Consider the following 18,544-nt stretch of genomic DNA (forward strand, 5'->3'; position numbering starts at 1 on the left):
TAAGTCATTAATATTTTGAATAAAGTTTCCTAGTTTTGGTCTCTTAAAAAAAATTGAATGGCTTCAGAAATTAGAAAAATAGCAGTATTTACCTCTGGTGGAGACTCACCAGGTATGAATGCCGCAATTCGTTCTGTTGTGCGTACTTGTGCTTACCTTAAATTGGAGTGTGTTGGCATCTATCGTGGATACCAAGGTATGATTGAAGGAGATTTCAAGGTGTTGGATGCAAGAAGTGTGAACAATATCATCAATAAGGGTGGAACTATCTTAAAATCTGCCCGATGTGAAGAATTCCGAACCAAGGAAGGAAGAAAAAAAGCATACAATCAATTGAAGAAAGAAGGTATTGATGCTTTTGTTGTTATTGGTGGGAATGGAAGTTTCACCGGAGCCCAGTTATTTAATGAAGAATTTAACTTCCCTATAATGGGGATTCCAGGAACCATAGACAATGACATTCTTGGTTCCTCTTATACCATTGGCTTTGATACAGCTATAAACACGGTAGTTGAGGTTATTGATAAGATTCGCGACACCGCTAGCTCTCACAACAGATTGTTCTTTGTAGAGGTCATGGGCCGTGACGTAGGCCATATTGCATTGAACGCTGGTGTTGGTGCGGGAGCTGAAGAAATTTTGATTCCTGAACAAAATTTGGGCCTTGAGCGTTTGTTGGATTCCTTGAAGCGAAGTAAAAAATCGGGAAAATCATCCAGTATTGTAATTGTAGCTGAAGGTGATAAGATTGGAAAAAATGTATTTCAGCTTAAAGAATATGTTGAGGAACATTTACCGATTTATGACGTACGGGTTTCGGTGTTGGGACATATGCAAAGAGGAGGAAACCCAACGTGTTTTGACAGGGTCCTGGCCAGCAGAATGGGAGTTAAGGCGGTAGAGAGTTTATTGGAAGGCAAATCCAATTATATGGTCGGTATCAGAGATACCAAACTTATACTTACACCCATCGCGGAAGCCATTAAAGCACATACAGAAGTAGATGAGGAACTCATTAGGGTTTCAGATATCATGACAACATAATAAAAACCTAAATATATTAAAGATGTCAAAATTGAAAATAGGAATTAACGGATTCGGTAGAATTGGAAGGTTGGTCTTCAGGGCTACCATGCAAAGGGAGAATGTAGATGTAGTTGCCATCAATGATTTGTTGGATGTTGAGCATCTAGCTTACTTATTGGAGTATGATTCCGTACACGGCAAGTTCGATGGAACCATCGAGGTTAAAGATGGAAACTTGATCGTAAATGGAAAAACCGTTAGGATAACTGCTGAAAGAGATCCTAAAAACTTGAAATGGGACGAGGTAGGAGCTGAAATAGTTGCTGAATGTACCGGTATTTTCACAACTTTGGAAACAGCACAATACCACATTGACGGAGGAGCCAAAAAGGTTGTTATCTCTGCGCCATCTAAAGATGCGCCAATGTTTGTAATGGGAGTGAACCATCAAGATGTAAAGGCTTCTGACAATATTATATCGAATGCATCCTGTACAACCAACTGTCTAGCTCCTGTAGCCAAGGTACTAAATGACAAGTTTGGTATTGAAGAAGGTCTGATGACTACAGTTCATGCTACCACTGCAACCCAGTTGACCGTGGATGGACCATCAAGAAAAGATTACAGAGGAGGACGAAGTGCTCTATTGAACATTATCCCAGCTTCCACTGGAGCAGCCAAAGCTGTTACCAAAGTAATTCCAGCATTGGAAGGTAAGTTGACAGGTATGGCGTTTAGAGTGCCTACAGCGGATGTTTCTGTGGTTGATTTGACGGTAAGATTGGAAAAAGAAACCTCTTATGACGAAATCAAGAAAGCATTCCAGGAAGCTGCTGATGGACCACTATCCGGAATTTTGGGCTATACTGATGAGCCTGTTGTTTCCCAAGATTTTGTTAGCGATGCAAGAACCAGCATTTTTGATGCAGGGGCGGGTATGGAATTAAATTCCAAGTTTTTCAAAATAGTATCCTGGTACGACAATGAAACCGGATACTCACATAAACTTGTGGATTTGGCGGAGCATGCCTCGAACCTATAATTTATAGTTTAATAAACTTTTTCTGGAAAGGGCAAAAGCCCTTTCCAGATACCAACCTAAAAACCCTCACTATGATATTGATCGTGGATAGTGGCGCCACTAAATCAGATTGGATTGCTCTTGATAGCAAGGGCAAACAATTGTTCCTTACCCAAACCTTGGGGTTAAGTCCTGAAGTGCTTACAAGGGAAGTGATTGAAGACAGATTGGCAAACAATTTTGAACTTTCAAAAAACAAGGACGAGGTAAAGCAACTATACTTTTATGGTGCAGGGTGCGGTACTGATCGGATGAAAAATTTCCTAAAGGAAATTTTTAAGGACTTTTTCCCTAATGCTAAGGCAGAGGTAAGGGAAGATACCTATGCCGCAATTTATTCCACGACCAAAATAGGACATCAGGGTATCGTATGTATTTTGGGAACCGGTTCCAACTGCAGTTACTATGATGGACACCAGTTGTTCCAAAAAGTAACCTCTTTAGGATATATTTTGATGGATGATGGCAGCGGTAATTTCTTTGGTAGAAAATTATTACGGGATTACTACTTCCATAAGATGCCACAAGACCTGGGAATCAAGTTTGCAAAAGAATACAATTTGGAAGCGGATGTAATCAAGGAAAATTTATACAAACAACCCAATCCCAATACCTATTTGGCCACCTTTGCCCGTTTCATCATTGAAAATAAAGAGCATCCATACTGCAAAGGAGTAATAGAAAAGGGTTTACAGCAATTTGTAAACAATTACATAATGCAGTTTGAACTGGCCACTAAGGTTCCTATTAGCTTTGTAGGCAGCATAGCCCACTTTTTAAGAGAGGAACTGACCACGGTCTTAGAGCGAAACGACTTGATTCTTGGTGTAATCAGACAACGTCCAATAGAAGGTCTTGTTGAGTTTCACAAAGAAACTATTTGACCGCTACCATAGAAATCTCCACATTCACAAATTTCGGAAGATTAGCCACCTCTACTGTTTCTCTTGCTGGAGCGGTATCTGGATCAAAATAGACCCCATATGCCTCGTTTACTTCCGAAAACTGATGCATATCCTTTAGAAAAATAGAGGACTTCACAACATTTTCAAAAGTCATCCCAGCTTCTGCAAGAATGGCCTTAAGGTTTTCCATGGACTGCGTTGCTTCTTTTTTAATATCTCCTTCAACCAAGTTACCCGTTGAGGGATCAATAGGAATCTGACCAGAAATGTAAAGGGTGTCCTTAATCAATATCGCTTGGTTATAAGGCCCAATTGGAGCCGGAGCCTTAGGGGTATTTATGATAGTTTTCATGTGGGTTTTCTTTGAGGGATTGAAGATATAAAATATTCAATAATTACCTTCTACTACTAAAAGGCTGACTTCTATTTTCCCATTTCAGGTCACTAAGTATAGAACTCTTGATTCCAATAAAAAAGTACCATCGTTCAAACCTTCCAAAAGGGGTCCAGTCAAAGCTTAGCCTAAAACTGTCTAAATCTCTTTTAAAATTCAATCGGGTATCTGCGAACCCTTTGTTTTTAAAATCGTATCCAGAATTAAAGCCTACTTCCCATTTGGGAGTAAGTTTTACATTACCGGAAAACATCAGGGAGTGATTGGTGATTTCTTTTTCCCTGTTTCTATTGCTGTAGGTGGCAACGTAGGTGAAACGCATGTCCCACGGAAGTTTATTATTGTATAGTGGGGTATCTTTATCGCCATCCTCCTCTTCATCCTTAAAGAAAGGTTCACCATCCCGGGCGCCATCAAGCTCAAAAGGGTTGGCACCATAATCTGGGGTGCGGTCCCTTTCGCCTCCCTTCGTTTTGGCACCTCCTTTTTGGAACATTTCACTATTAAGTGAAAACCCTGTGTTCAATCTTGCAGAGGTCAGCCGTACCAGCCCTCCACCATTGCTTACATTAAAAGTGTTGATTCTACGTCCATTGTTGTCTATGGCATAGGGATCAAAAGTTGCCGAAAAGTTGATAGGTACATTTTTAATTATTTCGGTGGCACCTGTCATATTGATTGGGCTCAGTTTCAAAGAATCGGCCTCCAAGTTATAGTTGGCAGAAAACCTAAGATTGCTCAATATTTTAATCTTTTTGGGCTCTGTGGCAGTAGAATCCTTGTTCCTTACCTTGGCTTCGAGGGTATTTTGCAATGAGAAACTTATTGAGCTTCCTCGGTTCAACGATGGCCTACCATAAAGACTGGTCTCAAATGGGGTGTATTGTACCTCTTCGCCATCACCATCCGTGTAGGTTTCATAAAACTGTTCAAAAGATGGTGTATAACTATACCCAATGGATGGACTCATGACATGACGTATAGCTTGTATTTTTTTGTCCTCTCCAAAGTTGAAGGTTCCGTAGAGCGTAGTTCCGATGCTGGCCCCAAAATTATATCTGTTGAATCTATCAAACCCAGAAATGGTATCCGTGACAACGGTTTGTTCTTCCTCATCAAAACGTCTACGGATGGTTTCCAAGGTCCACACATCTTCATAACTACCGTTGAAACCTACGCTGAGATATTTGGCAACCTTAAAATTCGTGTTTATCGGAATCCTATGTCGCGCTCCTACGCGGGCACCATCAAACATTTCACTGGTAAAGAAATCCTCTTCCGTTGTAGTGATACTATTTTGAGCATTAACATCATATTGGATGTTTGTGTTCTGTATAATTCCCTTTTTGATGCCATCTCTTTTTGCAAAAGGAAAAATACGTTCCATACTGGCCTGTAAAGTAGGTAGAGACATGTTTACGGACTGCGTCCTGGAATTTTGGGTATGGCTAAGGGTAATACTGGTATTCACCGAAGGATATTCAGGAAAAGTCTTGGAATAACTTATAGATGATGCAAAAGTGTTCGTCTGACTGTTATTTCTGTTAACCTGATTGAGCGAGTTCGTGAAAAACTGACTACTTCCCAGGTTTACCGAAGCAGAAAATCTGGAATTGGGACTGGCTTTTGGGTCTTGATTGTGCTGTATTCGGATGTTGTAGTTACTAGTTCTGCTAAAGTCATCAAAGCCTTTTTGACTTCTAATAAGGTTTTCATAACTGACATTTATGCTTCCCCTGAATTTGTACCGCTTTACATATTGTGAAACTCCCCTGAAACCATAACTGCCATTGGTATAAAAATCACCGGTTAGCGTAAAATCAACATATTCTCCTATGGGAAGGTAATACCCCCCGTTTTGAAGAAAATATCCCCTTTGGGGATCATTTCCGAACGTGGGGAATTTTAGCCCGGCCGTTCTTCCTTGGGAAAGAGGAAAATAGGCAAATGGGAGGGCAATTGGCGTTGGCACATCAACAATATACATATTGCTGAAACCGGCAATGATCTTCTTCTTCGGAACAAATTTGGCCTTGCGTACCCTTATATAATAATCAGGGTCGACGGTATCTTTTGAGGTAGTCAGCTTACCTTCACTTAAAAAGTAAACGGAATCGTTCTCTTTCTTAGTGACTTGGGCATACACTTTCATGGCATCACTCCCTAATTGCCCAAGTCCGGCCTGCTGTTCCGTCCTCGAATTCCAGATTAGCGCCTTCTGGGTATCAAAATTGAAGCGTATGGAATCTGGTCTTACCTCGTTGGTTCCCTGTTTAAAATAGGGTAATTGGGAATAGGTCCCGGTTGAATCCTTTAACCGTCCCGCGTACACTTCGTTCTTTATGTAGTCCATGACGATTACGCCTGCCTTAAGCTCGGTATCCTGATAATAGATTTCAGCTTCGTTGTAGAGGTAAATCTTGTTGTCCTTTTGACTCAACCGTACATAATCCTTGGCTTTATACTTTATTTTATCCAACAAAAGTGGAGGCTTTCCAGAAGTAGAATCGACCTTTGAAGAGTCTACGGCAATAGAATCGTTAAGGGTGTTGAAAGTCAGCAATGGAGCAGTAATGCTATCCTTGACTGCCTTAATGGGCAAAGGTTTAATTGGGTCTTCCTGAGCCACTAAGGAAATACTGCTACAAAGGAGGGCAAATAGGAAAACTAAAAAGTGTTTATTTGATTGCAACGTGATAAATCCTATTTTTGTGCTAGTTTGGCCCAGTTTTTGGCATCAAACTTACATATATTTTTTGTTCTGGTTATTGGTGATTACAATATTTTTAACCATTGCAGGACGTACTAATCCATCAGTTCTTATGAATAAAAGTTTGTTGACATTTTTTGTTTTTCTATTCATAGCCCCCGCATTGATTTCTTTTACCAAAAATGATACCGAAGACCCACCCAAGGATAAATTTGTGGTGGTTCTTGATGCTGGACATGGTGGACATGATCCCGGCAATCTGGGAAATGGATATCTAGAGAAGAGTATTGCCCTGGCCATTGTGCTTGAAGCAGGAAAGGAATTGGAGAAAAATCCTGATATAAAGGTGGTTTATACCCGAAAAGATGATTCATTTGTGGATTTGTTTCGCCGTGGTGAGATAGCCAACCAGGCCAATGCCGATCTTTTTGTTTCTGTGCACTGCGATTCCCATAGTTCTGATGCGCATGGTGCAGGCACATTTGTTTTGGGACTACATGCCAATCGCCAGAATTTTGAGGTGGCAAAAAAGGAAAACTCGGTAATCTATTTAGAGGATGATTACGAACAACGCTATGCGGAGTACGATATCAATTCGCCAGAATCTATTATTGGCCTGACCATAATGCAGGAGGAATTCTTGGACCAAAGTATTCAATTGGGAAAAAACCTTCAGGATAACTTCACTAAAAAATTAAGTAGAAAGGACAGGAAAGTGAAACAAGCTGGTTTTATTGTTTTGCACCAGACTTTTATGCCCAGTGTATTGGTAGAAACGGGTTTTTTGACCAATAAAAACGAAGGGAGCTATCTCAATTCCAAAAAAGGACAACAACAAATGGGCAAAGCCATTGCAGATGCCATAATCGCCTATAAAAATGATGTTTCCAAAGGAATTGAAACCAGTGATTCGGTTGTTGAAGAAACAAAAACCAATGTTGAAACAGCTTCCAATACCACGAAGGTTGATACTCCAGAGAAGAAACAACAACCAGTAGAGAAGGTTGCGGATAAAACCAATCCGGTATCGACTTCATCAAATAAAGGTGTGGTTTTCAAGGTACAGTTGTTGGCCAGTGCAAAGAATATTTCTTTAAAGGCTGAAAACTTTAAGGGGTTAAAAGAGCTCTCAAAAGAGCCTTTCAAGAACCTTTATCGATATATGTACGGAAACGCCTCCACCATGGATGGTGCTAAACGACTTAAGGCACAGGCAGATGCAAAAGGGTACACTTCTTCCTATATAGTGGCCTATAAAAACGGAAAAAGAGTTTCTATATCCGAAGCTTTAAAATAGCCGTAAGGTAGAGAAGCGCTTGTCAAAAATATTTCTAATTTTGTTTCCAACCATAAACAGAATCTCTTGAAACTAACCAGGGAAGTAAAAACTGGGATTATAGTACTCGCAGGTATTTTGGCCCTCATTTTTGGGTTGAGCTATCTAAAATCCTCTCCCTTTTTCGAAAACAACAAGACCTTCTACGCCGTGTATGATCATGTGGGGGGACTGCAACCTGGTACACAGGTTTCTATTAATGGCCTTACTGTAGGCAATGTGCAGAGCATCCGATTTAAGGATAGATCCGGGAAACTGGTAGTTACTTTCACGGTAAGCAACGATTTTGAATTTTCTAAGAACAGTGTGGCCGAACTCTATGATACAGGAATCATTGGAGGTAAGGGCATACAGATTAACCCCGTGTTTGACAATGCTTTGAACGCCCAATCAGGTGACACCTTGGTTTCAAACATAAAGCCAGGGATTACAGAATTGGTGCAACAAAAGCTCACCCCGCTTCAAATGAAAGTTGAAGGAGCCGTATCCCATGCAGATACGTTGTTGATGAACGTCAATGAAATCTTGGATGATCCAACCAAAAGAGAGTTTAAACAGACCATAGTTGCACTGAATCATATGGTGCAGTCCTTCAAGGAAAGTGGGGACAAGCTTAACACCTTGTTGGAAAATAACAAGGAACAGTTGGATAGTTCCCTTAAAAATGTGGACAATATCACCTCAAACTTCTCAAAGCTTTCAGATTCTTTAGCAAACGCGGGATTGGCGGAAACGGTTTCCAATTTCAAGACTACGGTTGAACGATTGAACACGGTACTTTCCAAAATTGAAAAAGGTGAAGGTTCCTTAGGAAAATTGGCACAGGATGATGAGCTATATAAAAACCTGACCTCGGCTTCACGGGAATTAGATCTTTTACTTCAGGATTTTAGATTAAACCCCAAACGCTATGTGAATGTTTCTGTGTTTGGAAAGAAACAAAAAGAGTACGAGCTGCCAGAAAACGATCCAGCTGCCGAAAAACAAGATTAAAATATGGACTATCTACCCAATATCCTTTTTGTAATTGTTCTAATATTCGGAATAGGTTTTTTTGCTAGAAACGTCAAAAAATTGTCCCGAAACATCAAATTGGGCAAAGATGTGGACGTAAGCGACAATAAATCGCAGCGTTGGAAAAACATGGCAAGAATAGCCCTGGGTCAGTCAAAAATGGTAGTACGTCCTATTGCAGGGTTATTGCATATTTTGGTGTATGTCGGCTTTGTCATCATCAATATTGAGGTATTGGAGATCATTTTGGACGGAATCCTGGGGACACACAGATTGTTTGCACCCCTGGGAGCTGTCTATAACTTTCTCATTGGGTCTTTTGAGATTTTGGCGTTGTTGGTAATTGTTGCTGTGGTTCTTTTTTGGATCAGAAGAAACATCATCAAGTTGCAGAGGTTCATCAAACCTGAGATGAAAGGGTGGCCAGAAAAAGATGGTAACATGATTTTGTACATCGAATTTGTACTGATGCTACTGTTTTTGACGATGAATGCTTCGGATTTTCAACTACAACAATTGGGAGCTGATCATTATACCAAAGCTGGAGCGTTTCCAGTAAGCCAGTTTATTGTTCCCTTGATTGATGGACTTTCGCAATCTACTTTGATATTAATTGAAAGAACCGCGTGGTGGTTGCATATTTTGGGCATACTGGCTTTTTTGAACTATCTATACTATTCCAAGCATTTGCACATTCTGTTGGCATTCCCCAATACATACTACGGAAAATTGAAACCTCAAGGGGAGTTCAATAATTTGGAAGCTGTTACCAACGAGGTCAAATTAATGATGGACCCATCGGCCGACCCTTTTGCTGCTCCAGCGGAAGATGTAGCTGAACCAGAAAAATTCGGAGCTTCAGATGTCATGGACCTTAACTGGGTGCAATTGTTGAATGCCTATACTTGTACGGAATGTGGTCGATGCACCTCAGAGTGTCCGGCCAACCAAACCGGTAAAAAACTTTCTCCACGAAAAATCATGATGGACACCCGGGACCGTCTAGAGGAAGTTGGAAAGATAATGGATGCCAATAAGGGAGAGTTTGTCCCTGATGGAAAGCAATTGCTGGATGACTACATCAGCAGAGAGGAACTTTGGGCCTGTACTACGTGCAATGCATGTGTCCAAGCCTGCCCTGTTAGTATAGACCCTCTTTCCATTATTATGGAAATGCGGAGGTTCTTGGTGATGGAACAATCTGCGGCCCCTACAGAATTGAACAACATGATGTCCAATATTGAAAACAATGGTGCCCCTTGGCCTTACAATCAAATGGACCGTCTAAATTGGGTAAACGAATAATCTAGAGCTATGAGTGAACAGATTACAGTAAAAACCATGGCAGAGTTTACTGCTGAAGGCAAACAGCCAGAGATATTGTTCTGGGTAGGTTCTGCCGGTAGTTATGATGATAGGGCCAAAAAGATTTCTAGAGCTTTCGTGAAAATATTGAACAAGGCCAATGTGGAATTTGCCGTTTTGGGATCAGAAGAAAGTTGTACGGGTGATGTTGCAAAACGTGCGGGCAATGAATTTTTGTTTCAGATGCAGGCTATGATGAACATAGAAGTTCTAAACGGCTACGAGATAAAGCGTATTGTTACTTGCGACCCCCATTCTTTCAACACATTGAAGAATGAATACCCAGGATTGGGTGGCAACTATGACGTTGTCCATCACACCCAATACATAAAAGAATTGCTTGATGGCGGACGTTTATCTCTTGAAGGCCAGGTCTACAAAGAAAAACGAATAACATTCCATGACCCTTGTTATTTGGGAAGGGCCAACTCTGTATTCGATGCACCCCGTGAAGTTCTCAAAAAAACCAATGCCAATATTTTAGAAATGAAACGGCACAAAAAAGATGCATTGTGTTGTGGTGCCGGAGGTGCGCAAATGTTCAAGGAGCCGGAAAAAGGGGATATGGACATAAACGTGCTGCGAACAAAAGATGCTTTGGAAACCAATCCCAACATTATTGCCACGGGCTGCCCGTATTGCAATACTATGATGACGGATGGAATTAAGGCTCATGAAAAGGAGGAAAGTGTTACGGTTTTAGATGTAGCGGAACTAATCGCAAATTCTATTTAAATGTTAGCAGATTTTAATTCTTTACCAGATACTTCAAGAATCTGGATATATCAATCCAATAGAAGTTTTACTGATGAAGAGCTTCAGAAAATAGAAGCAGGGTTGTCAACTTTTTTACAACAATGGACGGTCCATGGTAGTGATTTGCTCGCTGGTTTTGAGATAAAATATAAACGATTTATCATAATAGGATTGGATCAGTCCAATGCAAGTGCTTCAGGCTGTTCCATTGATGCCTCGGTACACTTTATACAAACCTTGGAGCAAAAATATGATGTGATTCTTTTGGATAGAATGAACGTTTCCTTTAAACAGGGAGATTACATCGCTTACAAACCACTTAAGGATTTTAAGAAGATGGCCAAGGAAAAGGCGATTTCAAAAAACACCGTAGTCTTTAATAATTTGGTAGCCAGTAAATTGGAATATCTGGAGAACTGGGAAGTTCCTGCAAGTGAAAGCTGGCACGCCAGATTTGTCTGACAAAATCCTTAAAATATCCTAATTTCAGTGCTTTCTTCGACGAAATACAATATTTTTATCAGCTGTAAGTTCATGTCCTAGACAGATATTTATGCGGATAAACTTCTACATTTCCCTATTCTTATTGTTTTTTTCAAGTGTCAATGGTCAGAATAATCCCTTGATAACCAAAGACTCATTGGCGCAAGCTACTTGGATAGAGAATGCGTATTCCCAGATGTCTTTGGAAGAAAAGATAGGGCAACTGTTCATGGTAAATGTTGCTTCAAGCCAAAATAAGAACGCTACAGATAATATTAAGAAACTTATTAAAGAACATGGCATTGGAGGGGTCATATTTTCAAAAGGAGGCCCCGTACGGCAGGCTAATCTTACCAATGAATATCAGTCCAGTTCTAAAATACCACTATTGATCGGCATGGATGCCGAGTGGGGATTGTCTATGCGATTGGACTCAACCCATGCTTTTCCATGGAATATGACCTTGGGAGCAATTCAGGATAACGATGTTGTAGAACGAGTTGGACATCAAATTGGAAAGCATGCCAAAAGATTGGGTGTCCATATCAATTTTGCTCCGGATATTGATGTGAACAACAACCCCAAAAACCCCATAATTGGAAATCGTTCCTTTGGAGAAGATCCAAATAACGTGGCCCAAAAGGGAATAGCCTTTGCCCAGGGTATGGAAAAAGCTGGTGTATTGTCTTGCGGAAAACATTTTCCAGGACATGGAGATACCGCCACAGACTCGCATAAATCCTTGCCCATCATCAACTCATCCATACAACGATTAGACTCAATTGAGTTGCTTCCCTTTAGGGAATTGATAAAGGAAGGCCTGAGCTCGGTAATGGTCGCCCATTTAGATATCCCTAGCTTGGAAAGTAGGGAAGGGCATCCATCTACCCTTTCAAGAAAAGTGGTTTCTGGAGTATTGCAGGGAGATTTGGACTTTAAAGGGTTGATTTTTACGGATGCTCTTAACATGAAAGCCGTTTCCCAATTTGCAGAAGAAGGCATGGTTGAAGTGGAAGCTTTTTTAGCTGGAAATGATATGCTCTTAATGCCAGAAAATGTGATGAGGGCCAAGGAAAAGCTAATAGAAGCCTATAACATGGGTATTATTCCGGAACAACGCCTTGCCTATTCGGTAAAGAAAATATTGATGGCTAAGTACAAAGTTGGACTTCATGATTATGAACCCGTTGAACTGGAAGGATTGTATGATGATTTGAACGGTGTGGACAATGTTGTTATCCATGAAGAGGCCGTGGAGCACTCTATTACGGTGGTCAAGAACAATTTTTCATTGTTGCCCATCAAAAAACTGGAAAACAAAAAAATAGCCTACGTGCAATTTGGAGATGATTCTGGGTCGACATTTCTTCAAACTTTGAACAATTATGCCAACATAACACATATCAAGGCCAAAGATGCAGCGGGATACCGCAGTGGTTTGGCCGATTATAATCTGGTCATTGTTGGATTGCACAAAAACAATGAAAGCCCCTGGAAGGGATACAAGTTCTCTAAGAACGAACTTTTTTGGCTTCAGGAGATAGGGAGGCTACGGAGCAGCAATACCATTTTGGCTTTGTTCGCAAAACCCTACGGCCTTTTGGATGTATTGAGTTTCAATAGCTTGGATGCCGTTGTCGTTGGATATCAAAACAGCGAAATGGCCCAAGAAAAGACGGCTGAAGTAATTTTTGGGGCCATAGGAGCAAATGGAAAAATTCCGGTTTCGGCCCATCCAGATTTTCCGGTGAACACAGGAGTAACTTTAAAACCTTTACAGCGTTTGGGGTATAGTATTCCAGAACGTGTAGGGCTGAGTTCAACAAAATTGTCTCAAGTAGATAGTCTTATGCAGGTTGGACTGGATTCCTTGATGTTCCCAGGAGCACAAGTGCTTATTGCAAAGCAAGGGAAAGTGGTCTATCGTAAGAATTTTGGAAGACCAACATATACGTCAGATCAAGAAATAGGTGGAGACCATATCTACGATTTGGCTTCATTGACCAAAATTCTCTCCACACTGCCGCTCATCATGAAAATGGAAGAGGAAGGAAAGATTGCCCTGAACAATACATTCAAAGAATTGGTGCCGGAATATGAAGATACCGAGCTGAAAGATGTAACAGTGCTTAAAGCGCTTTCACACTATGGACGATTGCCCGCTTGGATTGCATTTTATATTGATACGCTGACAAAAAACCGGAAACCGTCCCCAGATTTTTATCGTACTGCACCAACCGAAGGCTTTTCCTATAAGGTAGCGGATAATCTTTACCTGACTGATGCCTATAAGGATTCCATATACAATAGGATCGGGAGACAGGAGTTAAAATCAAACCGATATCGCTATAGCGATGTGGCCTATTATATTTTCAAAAAGTATATAGAGGACACCTACGGTGAAAGCATTGATGGACTCATCAATGAATTTTTGTATGCACCGATGGGGTTGCAACATACTACCTTTAATCCTTTAGATCGATTTCCAAAACAAGAAATTGTGCCTTCAGAGGAAGATGAGTATTTCCGTTATCAGACCGTTCAAGGATACGTTCATGATATGGGAGCGGCCATGCAAGGTGGAGTAGGAGGGCATGCCGGTCTGTTCAGTAATGCCAACGATGTTGCAAAGATCATGCAGATGTACCTTCAAGGCGGAATTTACGGGGGAAAACGCTTTTTGGATGAACGGACCATTAGAAAATTCAATACCTGCTATTTCTGCAATAAAAATGTTAGAAGAGGTGTAGGCTTTGATAAACCACAATTAGAGGAAAAGGGACCCACCTGTGGCTGCGTCTCCCGCAAGAGCTTTGGCCACAGTGGTTTTACGGGAACCTATACTTGGGCCGACCCTGAAGAGGAGATTGTGTACGTGTTTCTTTCCAACCGAACCTACCCCTCTGCCACCAATACCTTGTTGATCAAATCGGGTCTTAGGACACGGATTCAACAAGCTATTTATGATTCCATTATAAATTAGACAGCAAATATTGCTTTAGATTTGCCTTATGAAGATAGCGATTGTATGTTACCCCACCTTTGGTGGAAGTGGTGTTGTAGCCACTGAATTGGGAATAGCCTTGGCCGAAAGAGGACATGAAGTCCATTTCATTACCTATAAGCAACCCGTGCGTTTGGAGCTTTTGGGCAATAACATCCATTTTCATGAAGTACATGTGCCTGAATATCCATTGTTTCACTATCAACCTTATGAATTGGCGCTGTCTAGTAAATTGGTAGATACCGTAAAATTGTATGGAATTGACTTGCTGCACGTGCATTATGCTATTCCCCATGCGTATGCCGGGTATATGGCCAAAAAAATGCTTCAGGAAGAAGGTATTTTCATTCCAATGATTACAACACTTCACGGCACGGATATCACTCTTGTTGGGAAGCACCCATTTTACAAGCCGGCCGTTAATTTTAGCATCAATAAATCAGATGTGGTCACTTCAGTTTCGGACGCCTTAAAAAAGAGCACACTGGATATTTTTGATATCGAAAAAGAAATTGAGGTAATTCCCAATTTCATAGATACATCAAAATATAGCCTGGAATATACCGATTGTCAGCGTTCCCTAATGGCGCAGGATGATGAACGGATCATAACGCACATCAGTAATTTTAGAAAGGTAAAGCGCATTCCCGATGTAATCAAAATTTTTAATAAAGTACAAAAGGAAATTCCTGCAAAACTGATTATGGTCGGCGAAGGTCCTGAAAAAGAATATGCAGAGCAGCTTTGTGACGACCTTGGACTTAAGGAAAAGGTACTGTTCTTGGGAAATAGCACGGAAATCGATAGAATATTGTGTTTTTCCGACTTGTTTTTACTGCCTTCGGAATCAGAAAGTTTTGGACTGGCGGCCTTGGAGGCCATGATCAATAAAGTAGCTGTTATTTCAAGTGATGTAGGAGGTATCCCAGAAGTAAATAAATCCGGTATTTCCGGATTTTTATCAAAAGTTGGTGATGTGGACGAGATGGCTTCAAATGCTTTGAAGATTCTTAGAGAAGAAGCCGTTTTGGAAAAATTCAAGGAGAATGCCTTCAAAATAGCATCAAAGTTTGATATTGTTCATATCTTACCACTATACGAAGAGGTATATGAAAAGGCATACAAATACCGATTCAAGAATACGTATTGATCATGAAAAATGTTTTGTTCATCGCACTGGCATGTTTGCTTTCTTGCAAAGCCCAAAAGGAGAACCTGTCCTCCTCCGGAAATGAAATGGAAGATTTGGAGCTTATAGCGCAAGATGGATACAGTGGTATTTTGGAGTACGATGCACAGATTATCAGAGATACGAAATCTTTGAATAAATTCTACGGACAGATCAACAAAACCAGAAAGCCAGGTCTTCCAGTTCCGAAAATAGATTTTTCCAAAGAAATGGTCTTGGTTTTATGTCTTGGCGAACAGAAAGGGGACAGAGCTCCTTTATTGTCAAAAGCCGAAGAATCTGAAAGCAGTATGACAATACTAGTTGGATTAGCTGATCAAAAAGACCAAAAAGACCAAAAAGACCAAAACCTGCAGGTGGTCTCCTATCCATTTTACCTGTATAAAATGCCCCTGAACCCAAAAGCGATCAATTTCAGCAAATCTGGGTGGTAACTTATTTTTTGATTTTTGTACCGATTATCGAATATTGGGGTACTTGAAGGTGTAATATTCTACTTTAAGCAATGTTGACATAGCTTTGCCTTTGCAAACCTCAAATCTTGCATATGAAAACTTCAAGACCGTTCGTAATGGCAATGGTTTTGCTTTTTGCAGCAACCATTTCTGCCCAGGAAATTGAACTCACAAAGAAAGACAGTATTGTCCAAAGTTATTGGTTGGTGACCTTGGGAACCAACATGGTGGATGATTCTGGAGACGAATTTGGTGAATTATTTGACTTTAGTGAAGGCTGGAACATGGTTCCATATCCATCCCGTATAAGTATTGGTCGTTATTTTAAAAGTGGTCTTGGACTAGAGGCCATAGGGACCTATAACAGGTATAAGGAAGGTAAAATTGTTGATAATGTAGTGAACACGGAAGATGTGGATTATCTGGGTCTTGACTTTAGAGTAAGCTATGACCTAAATATGATTCTTGGCGAGACCGGCTTTTTTGACCCGTATATTGGTATTGGCGCAGGTTATACAGATGCCAATAATCAAGGTAGAGGTACTTACAATGCCATTGTTGGGTTTAGAACTTGGTTTTCCGACCATTGGGGATTGGATTTCAATTCTACTGGAAAATGGACCATGAACACGGAAAATTCAACCAACCATATACAGCATGCTGTTGGGGTGGCTTATCGATTTGAGGTAGAAAAAGGTCTTTCCAGAAAAGGGGAAGAAAAGCTCGCTTTGTTGCAAGAAATGGAAAAAGAGCAGCAAAGAGTGCAGGATTCTATCGCTGCAAAGCAGAAAGCTGATGAAGAGGCAAGATTACTTGCAGAGCGACTTAAGCGAGAGAAGGAAGCTGCTGAATTGGCTGCTGCAGAAAAAGCCAAAAGAGAAGCCGAGGAAGCTCGTAGAGCTGCGATTAAGACGCAACTTAATGATTTGGGCAATGTATACTTTAAGCTGAATTCTTCATACCTTACTTCAAGAGATAAGGAGTTATTGGACAAATTGGTTGCCATTTTTGAAAGTGAACCTACATTAAGAATCAAGGTTAACGCCCATACGGACTCTAGAGGCACCAACAAATACAATCAGTGGTTATCTGAACGCAGAGGAGAACGAACAGTGGAGTACGTAATTTCCAAAGGGGTTGATAGCGATAGAATAAGTTATGATGCCCATGGAGAATTGAAGCTGATTAATGAATGCGATGACAATACCAGATGTTCGGAAGAAAAACATGCGAAGAACAGAAGATCGGAGTTCGTTATAATAAGTGAATAGTTTTGTTGTACCGTATCGATTAAATTTTAATTTTGACGATATTCTGAACAAGTCAGGGTGAATAGACTCTATTTTCATCCCTTAGGATGATTGTTCCCCAATTAATTTATCACGTTACCAATGGTCATATTAGGGTTAAACTACTATTTTCATGACTCGTCCTCATGTATTGTAAAAGATGGACAATTAATCACCGCAATCGAGGAAGAACGTCTTAATCGACAAAAACATACAAGGGAGTTTCCCATACTTTCAGCTGCAAGATGCTTGAAAATAGCCGGACTCAACTATTCAGATGTGGACCACATAGCTGTTTCTATAAAACCTAAACATAATTGGGGCAAGAAGCTTTTATTTCTACTTTTTAACATTGCTGGAATGTTAAAATCTGGAAATCTGATGCGCTTTGTAGCTTATCATCTTGGACATACGTATTTGATGCAGCGTAATTTTTGGGCATGGTACAGAGAGCATTGGGGAAGTGTAAGTAAAGGACCTAAAGTTCATTTTATAGAACATCACCTTACTCATGTAGCAGGTTCTTTCTTTGTATCCCCTTACAAGGAAGCTGCCCTGCTTGGGATAGATGGAGCAGGGGAGTGGGCAACTACTTGGGTTGGACATGGTAAGGACAATAATATAACCAGAATAAGCGAGAACTTTTTTCCACATTCGTTAGGTTCGTTTTATGAAGCAGTGACACAGTTCTGTGGATTCAAACCTAACTATGATGAAGGCAAGACCATGGGATTGGCCCCTATGGGAAATGCCGATGTTTACAAAGAGCAAGTTGAAAAAATAATTTCGGTTGATAAAGAAGGACGGTTTAAATTGGATTTGAGCTACTTCAACTTTCAATATTTGGCCAATAAACGATTTTCTGACAAGTTTGTGAAAACTTTCGGTCAGCCTAGGAAACCAAACGAACCTTTCCAAAACAGGCATCAAGACGTTGCAGCTGCCTTTCAGAAGGTTCTTGAAGATAAAGTTTTGGAAATTTGCAACATCCTTTACAATAAAACAAAAGCGGATTATTTAGTGATTGCCGGGGGAGTTTCTCTAAATAGCGTGATGAATGGCCGTATCATTAGGGAAAGTCCTTTTAAGGACGTTTATGTAATGCCTGCGGCGGGGGATAATGGTACCGCCTTGGGAGCTGCTTACTATCTTTACAATGGTATTCTGAAAAAAGAGAGAACTTACACCCATGACAATCCTTATTTGGGAACAGAATATTCCAATGACGAAATTAAGAAGGTTTTGGATGGGGCAAAACTGTCGTATTCATATGAAGAAGATGTTTGTGGCAAAGCTTCTGATTTGTTGGAAAAAGGTAAGATTATAGGATGGTTTCAAGGTCCAATGGAGGTTGGTCCACGTGCCCTGGGAAGCCGAAGTATTCTTGCAAACCCAGCTTTTCCAGATATGAAGGATAAAATCAATGCGGAGGTGAAATTTCGAGAAGCTTACCGGCCCTTTGCTCCTTCAGCTGTTGTTGAGGCTAAAAGAGAGTTCTTTGATTTGGACGAAGATGTAGAAGCTCCTTTTATGCTCA

The 18,544-nt window shown here is 40.6% G+C and carries 15 protein-coding genes; 13 read left to right on the plus strand and 2 right to left on the minus strand.

The features are described from left to right. The first annotated feature begins 57 nt into the window (after nucleotides 1-57). The 3 genes from pfkA to DX873_RS17860 all read left to right on the plus strand — a co-directional run bounded on the left by pfkA (nucleotide 58) and on the right by DX873_RS17860 (nucleotide 2,991). Complete coding sequence (pfkA, locus tag DX873_RS17850; RefSeq protein WP_116185861.1) at nucleotides 58-1,044, plus strand: 6-phosphofructokinase; 987 nt, start codon at nucleotides 58-60, stop codon at nucleotides 1,042-1,044. 22 nt (nucleotides 1,045-1,066) lie between these two features. Continuing rightward, the gene (gene gap / locus DX873_RS17855; protein ID WP_116185862.1) at nucleotides 1,067-2,068 is read left to right on the plus strand and encodes a type I glyceraldehyde-3-phosphate dehydrogenase; all 1,002 of its coding nucleotides are present in this window, start codon (nucleotides 1,067-1,069) and stop codon (nucleotides 2,066-2,068) included. 71 nt (nucleotides 2,069-2,139) lie between these two features. Further along, nucleotides 2,140-2,991 carry an N-acetylglucosamine kinase gene (locus DX873_RS17860; RefSeq protein ID WP_116185863.1) on the plus strand — a complete coding sequence of 284 codons (852 nt, stop codon included), beginning with the start codon at nucleotides 2,140-2,142 and terminating at the stop codon, nucleotides 2,989-2,991. On the opposite strand, the gene DX873_RS17865 is transcribed toward DX873_RS17860, so the two are convergent. Further along, a complete protein-coding gene (locus tag DX873_RS17865) occupies nucleotides 2,984-3,364 on the minus strand; it encodes a RidA family protein (protein WP_116185864.1) in 381 nt (126 codons plus the stop codon). The two genes, DX873_RS17860 and DX873_RS17865, sit on opposite strands and share 8 nt — an antisense overlap. Nucleotides 3,365-3,407: 43 nt before the next feature. Further along, nucleotides 3,408-6,098: a putative LPS assembly protein LptD gene (locus DX873_RS17870; RefSeq protein ID WP_116185865.1), complete on the minus strand. Its 2,691-nt coding sequence runs from the start codon at nucleotides 6,096-6,098 to the stop codon at nucleotides 3,408-3,410. Between the two features lie 130 nt (nucleotides 6,099-6,228). On the opposite strand from DX873_RS17870, the gene DX873_RS17875 reads away from it, so the two are divergent. The 10 genes from DX873_RS17875 to DX873_RS17920 form a co-directional block, all read left to right on the plus strand. Continuing rightward, complete coding sequence (locus DX873_RS17875; protein WP_116185875.1) at nucleotides 6,229-7,413, plus strand: N-acetylmuramoyl-L-alanine amidase family protein; 1,185 nt, start codon at nucleotides 6,229-6,231, stop codon at nucleotides 7,411-7,413. A gap of 66 nt (nucleotides 7,414-7,479) precedes the next feature. Next, nucleotides 7,480-8,445, plus strand: coding sequence for an MlaD family protein (locus DX873_RS17880; protein WP_116185866.1), 966 nt, complete (start codon nucleotides 7,480-7,482; stop codon nucleotides 8,443-8,445). Nucleotides 8,446-8,448: 3 nt separating this feature from the next. Continuing rightward, on the plus strand, nucleotides 8,449-9,771 hold the full coding sequence (locus tag DX873_RS17885; RefSeq protein ID WP_116185867.1) for a 4Fe-4S dicluster domain-containing protein: 1,323 nt from the start codon (nucleotides 8,449-8,451) through the stop codon (nucleotides 9,769-9,771). A 9-nt stretch (nucleotides 9,772-9,780) separates the two neighbouring features. Next, on the plus strand, nucleotides 9,781-10,566 hold the full coding sequence (locus tag DX873_RS17890) for a (Fe-S)-binding protein (RefSeq protein WP_181899561.1): 786 nt from the start codon (nucleotides 9,781-9,783) through the stop codon (nucleotides 10,564-10,566). Beyond that, nucleotides 10,567-11,049, plus strand: a complete 483-nt coding sequence (locus tag DX873_RS17895) for an ABC transporter ATPase (protein WP_116185868.1) — start codon at nucleotides 10,567-10,569, stop codon at nucleotides 11,047-11,049. A gap of 91 nt (nucleotides 11,050-11,140) precedes the next feature. Then, nucleotides 11,141-14,053: a glycoside hydrolase family 3 N-terminal domain-containing protein gene (locus tag DX873_RS17900; RefSeq protein ID WP_116185869.1), complete on the plus strand. Its 2,913-nt coding sequence runs from the start codon at nucleotides 11,141-11,143 to the stop codon at nucleotides 14,051-14,053. Between the two features lie 28 nt (nucleotides 14,054-14,081). After that, complete coding sequence (gene bshA, locus DX873_RS17905) at nucleotides 14,082-15,224, plus strand: N-acetyl-alpha-D-glucosaminyl L-malate synthase BshA (protein WP_116185870.1); 1,143 nt, start codon at nucleotides 14,082-14,084, stop codon at nucleotides 15,222-15,224. Between the two features lie 2 nt (nucleotides 15,225-15,226). Next, nucleotides 15,227-15,697 carry a hypothetical protein gene (locus DX873_RS17910; RefSeq protein ID WP_116185871.1) on the plus strand — a complete coding sequence of 157 codons (471 nt, stop codon included), beginning with the start codon at nucleotides 15,227-15,229 and terminating at the stop codon, nucleotides 15,695-15,697. Between the two features lie 113 nt (nucleotides 15,698-15,810). After that, nucleotides 15,811-16,989, plus strand: coding sequence for an OmpA family protein (locus tag DX873_RS17915; protein WP_232520977.1), 1,179 nt, complete (start codon nucleotides 15,811-15,813; stop codon nucleotides 16,987-16,989). 120 nt (nucleotides 16,990-17,109) lie between these two features. Beyond that, nucleotides 17,110-18,544, plus strand: a 1,435-nt coding sequence (locus DX873_RS17920) for a carbamoyltransferase family protein (RefSeq protein ID WP_116185872.1), incomplete at its 3' end; no start/stop codon positions are given.

Origin of the sequence: Flagellimonas nanhaiensis, assembly GCF_003382275.1 — a bacterium.
GTDB lineage: Bacteria > Bacteroidota > Bacteroidia > Flavobacteriales > Flavobacteriaceae > Flagellimonas > Flagellimonas nanhaiensis.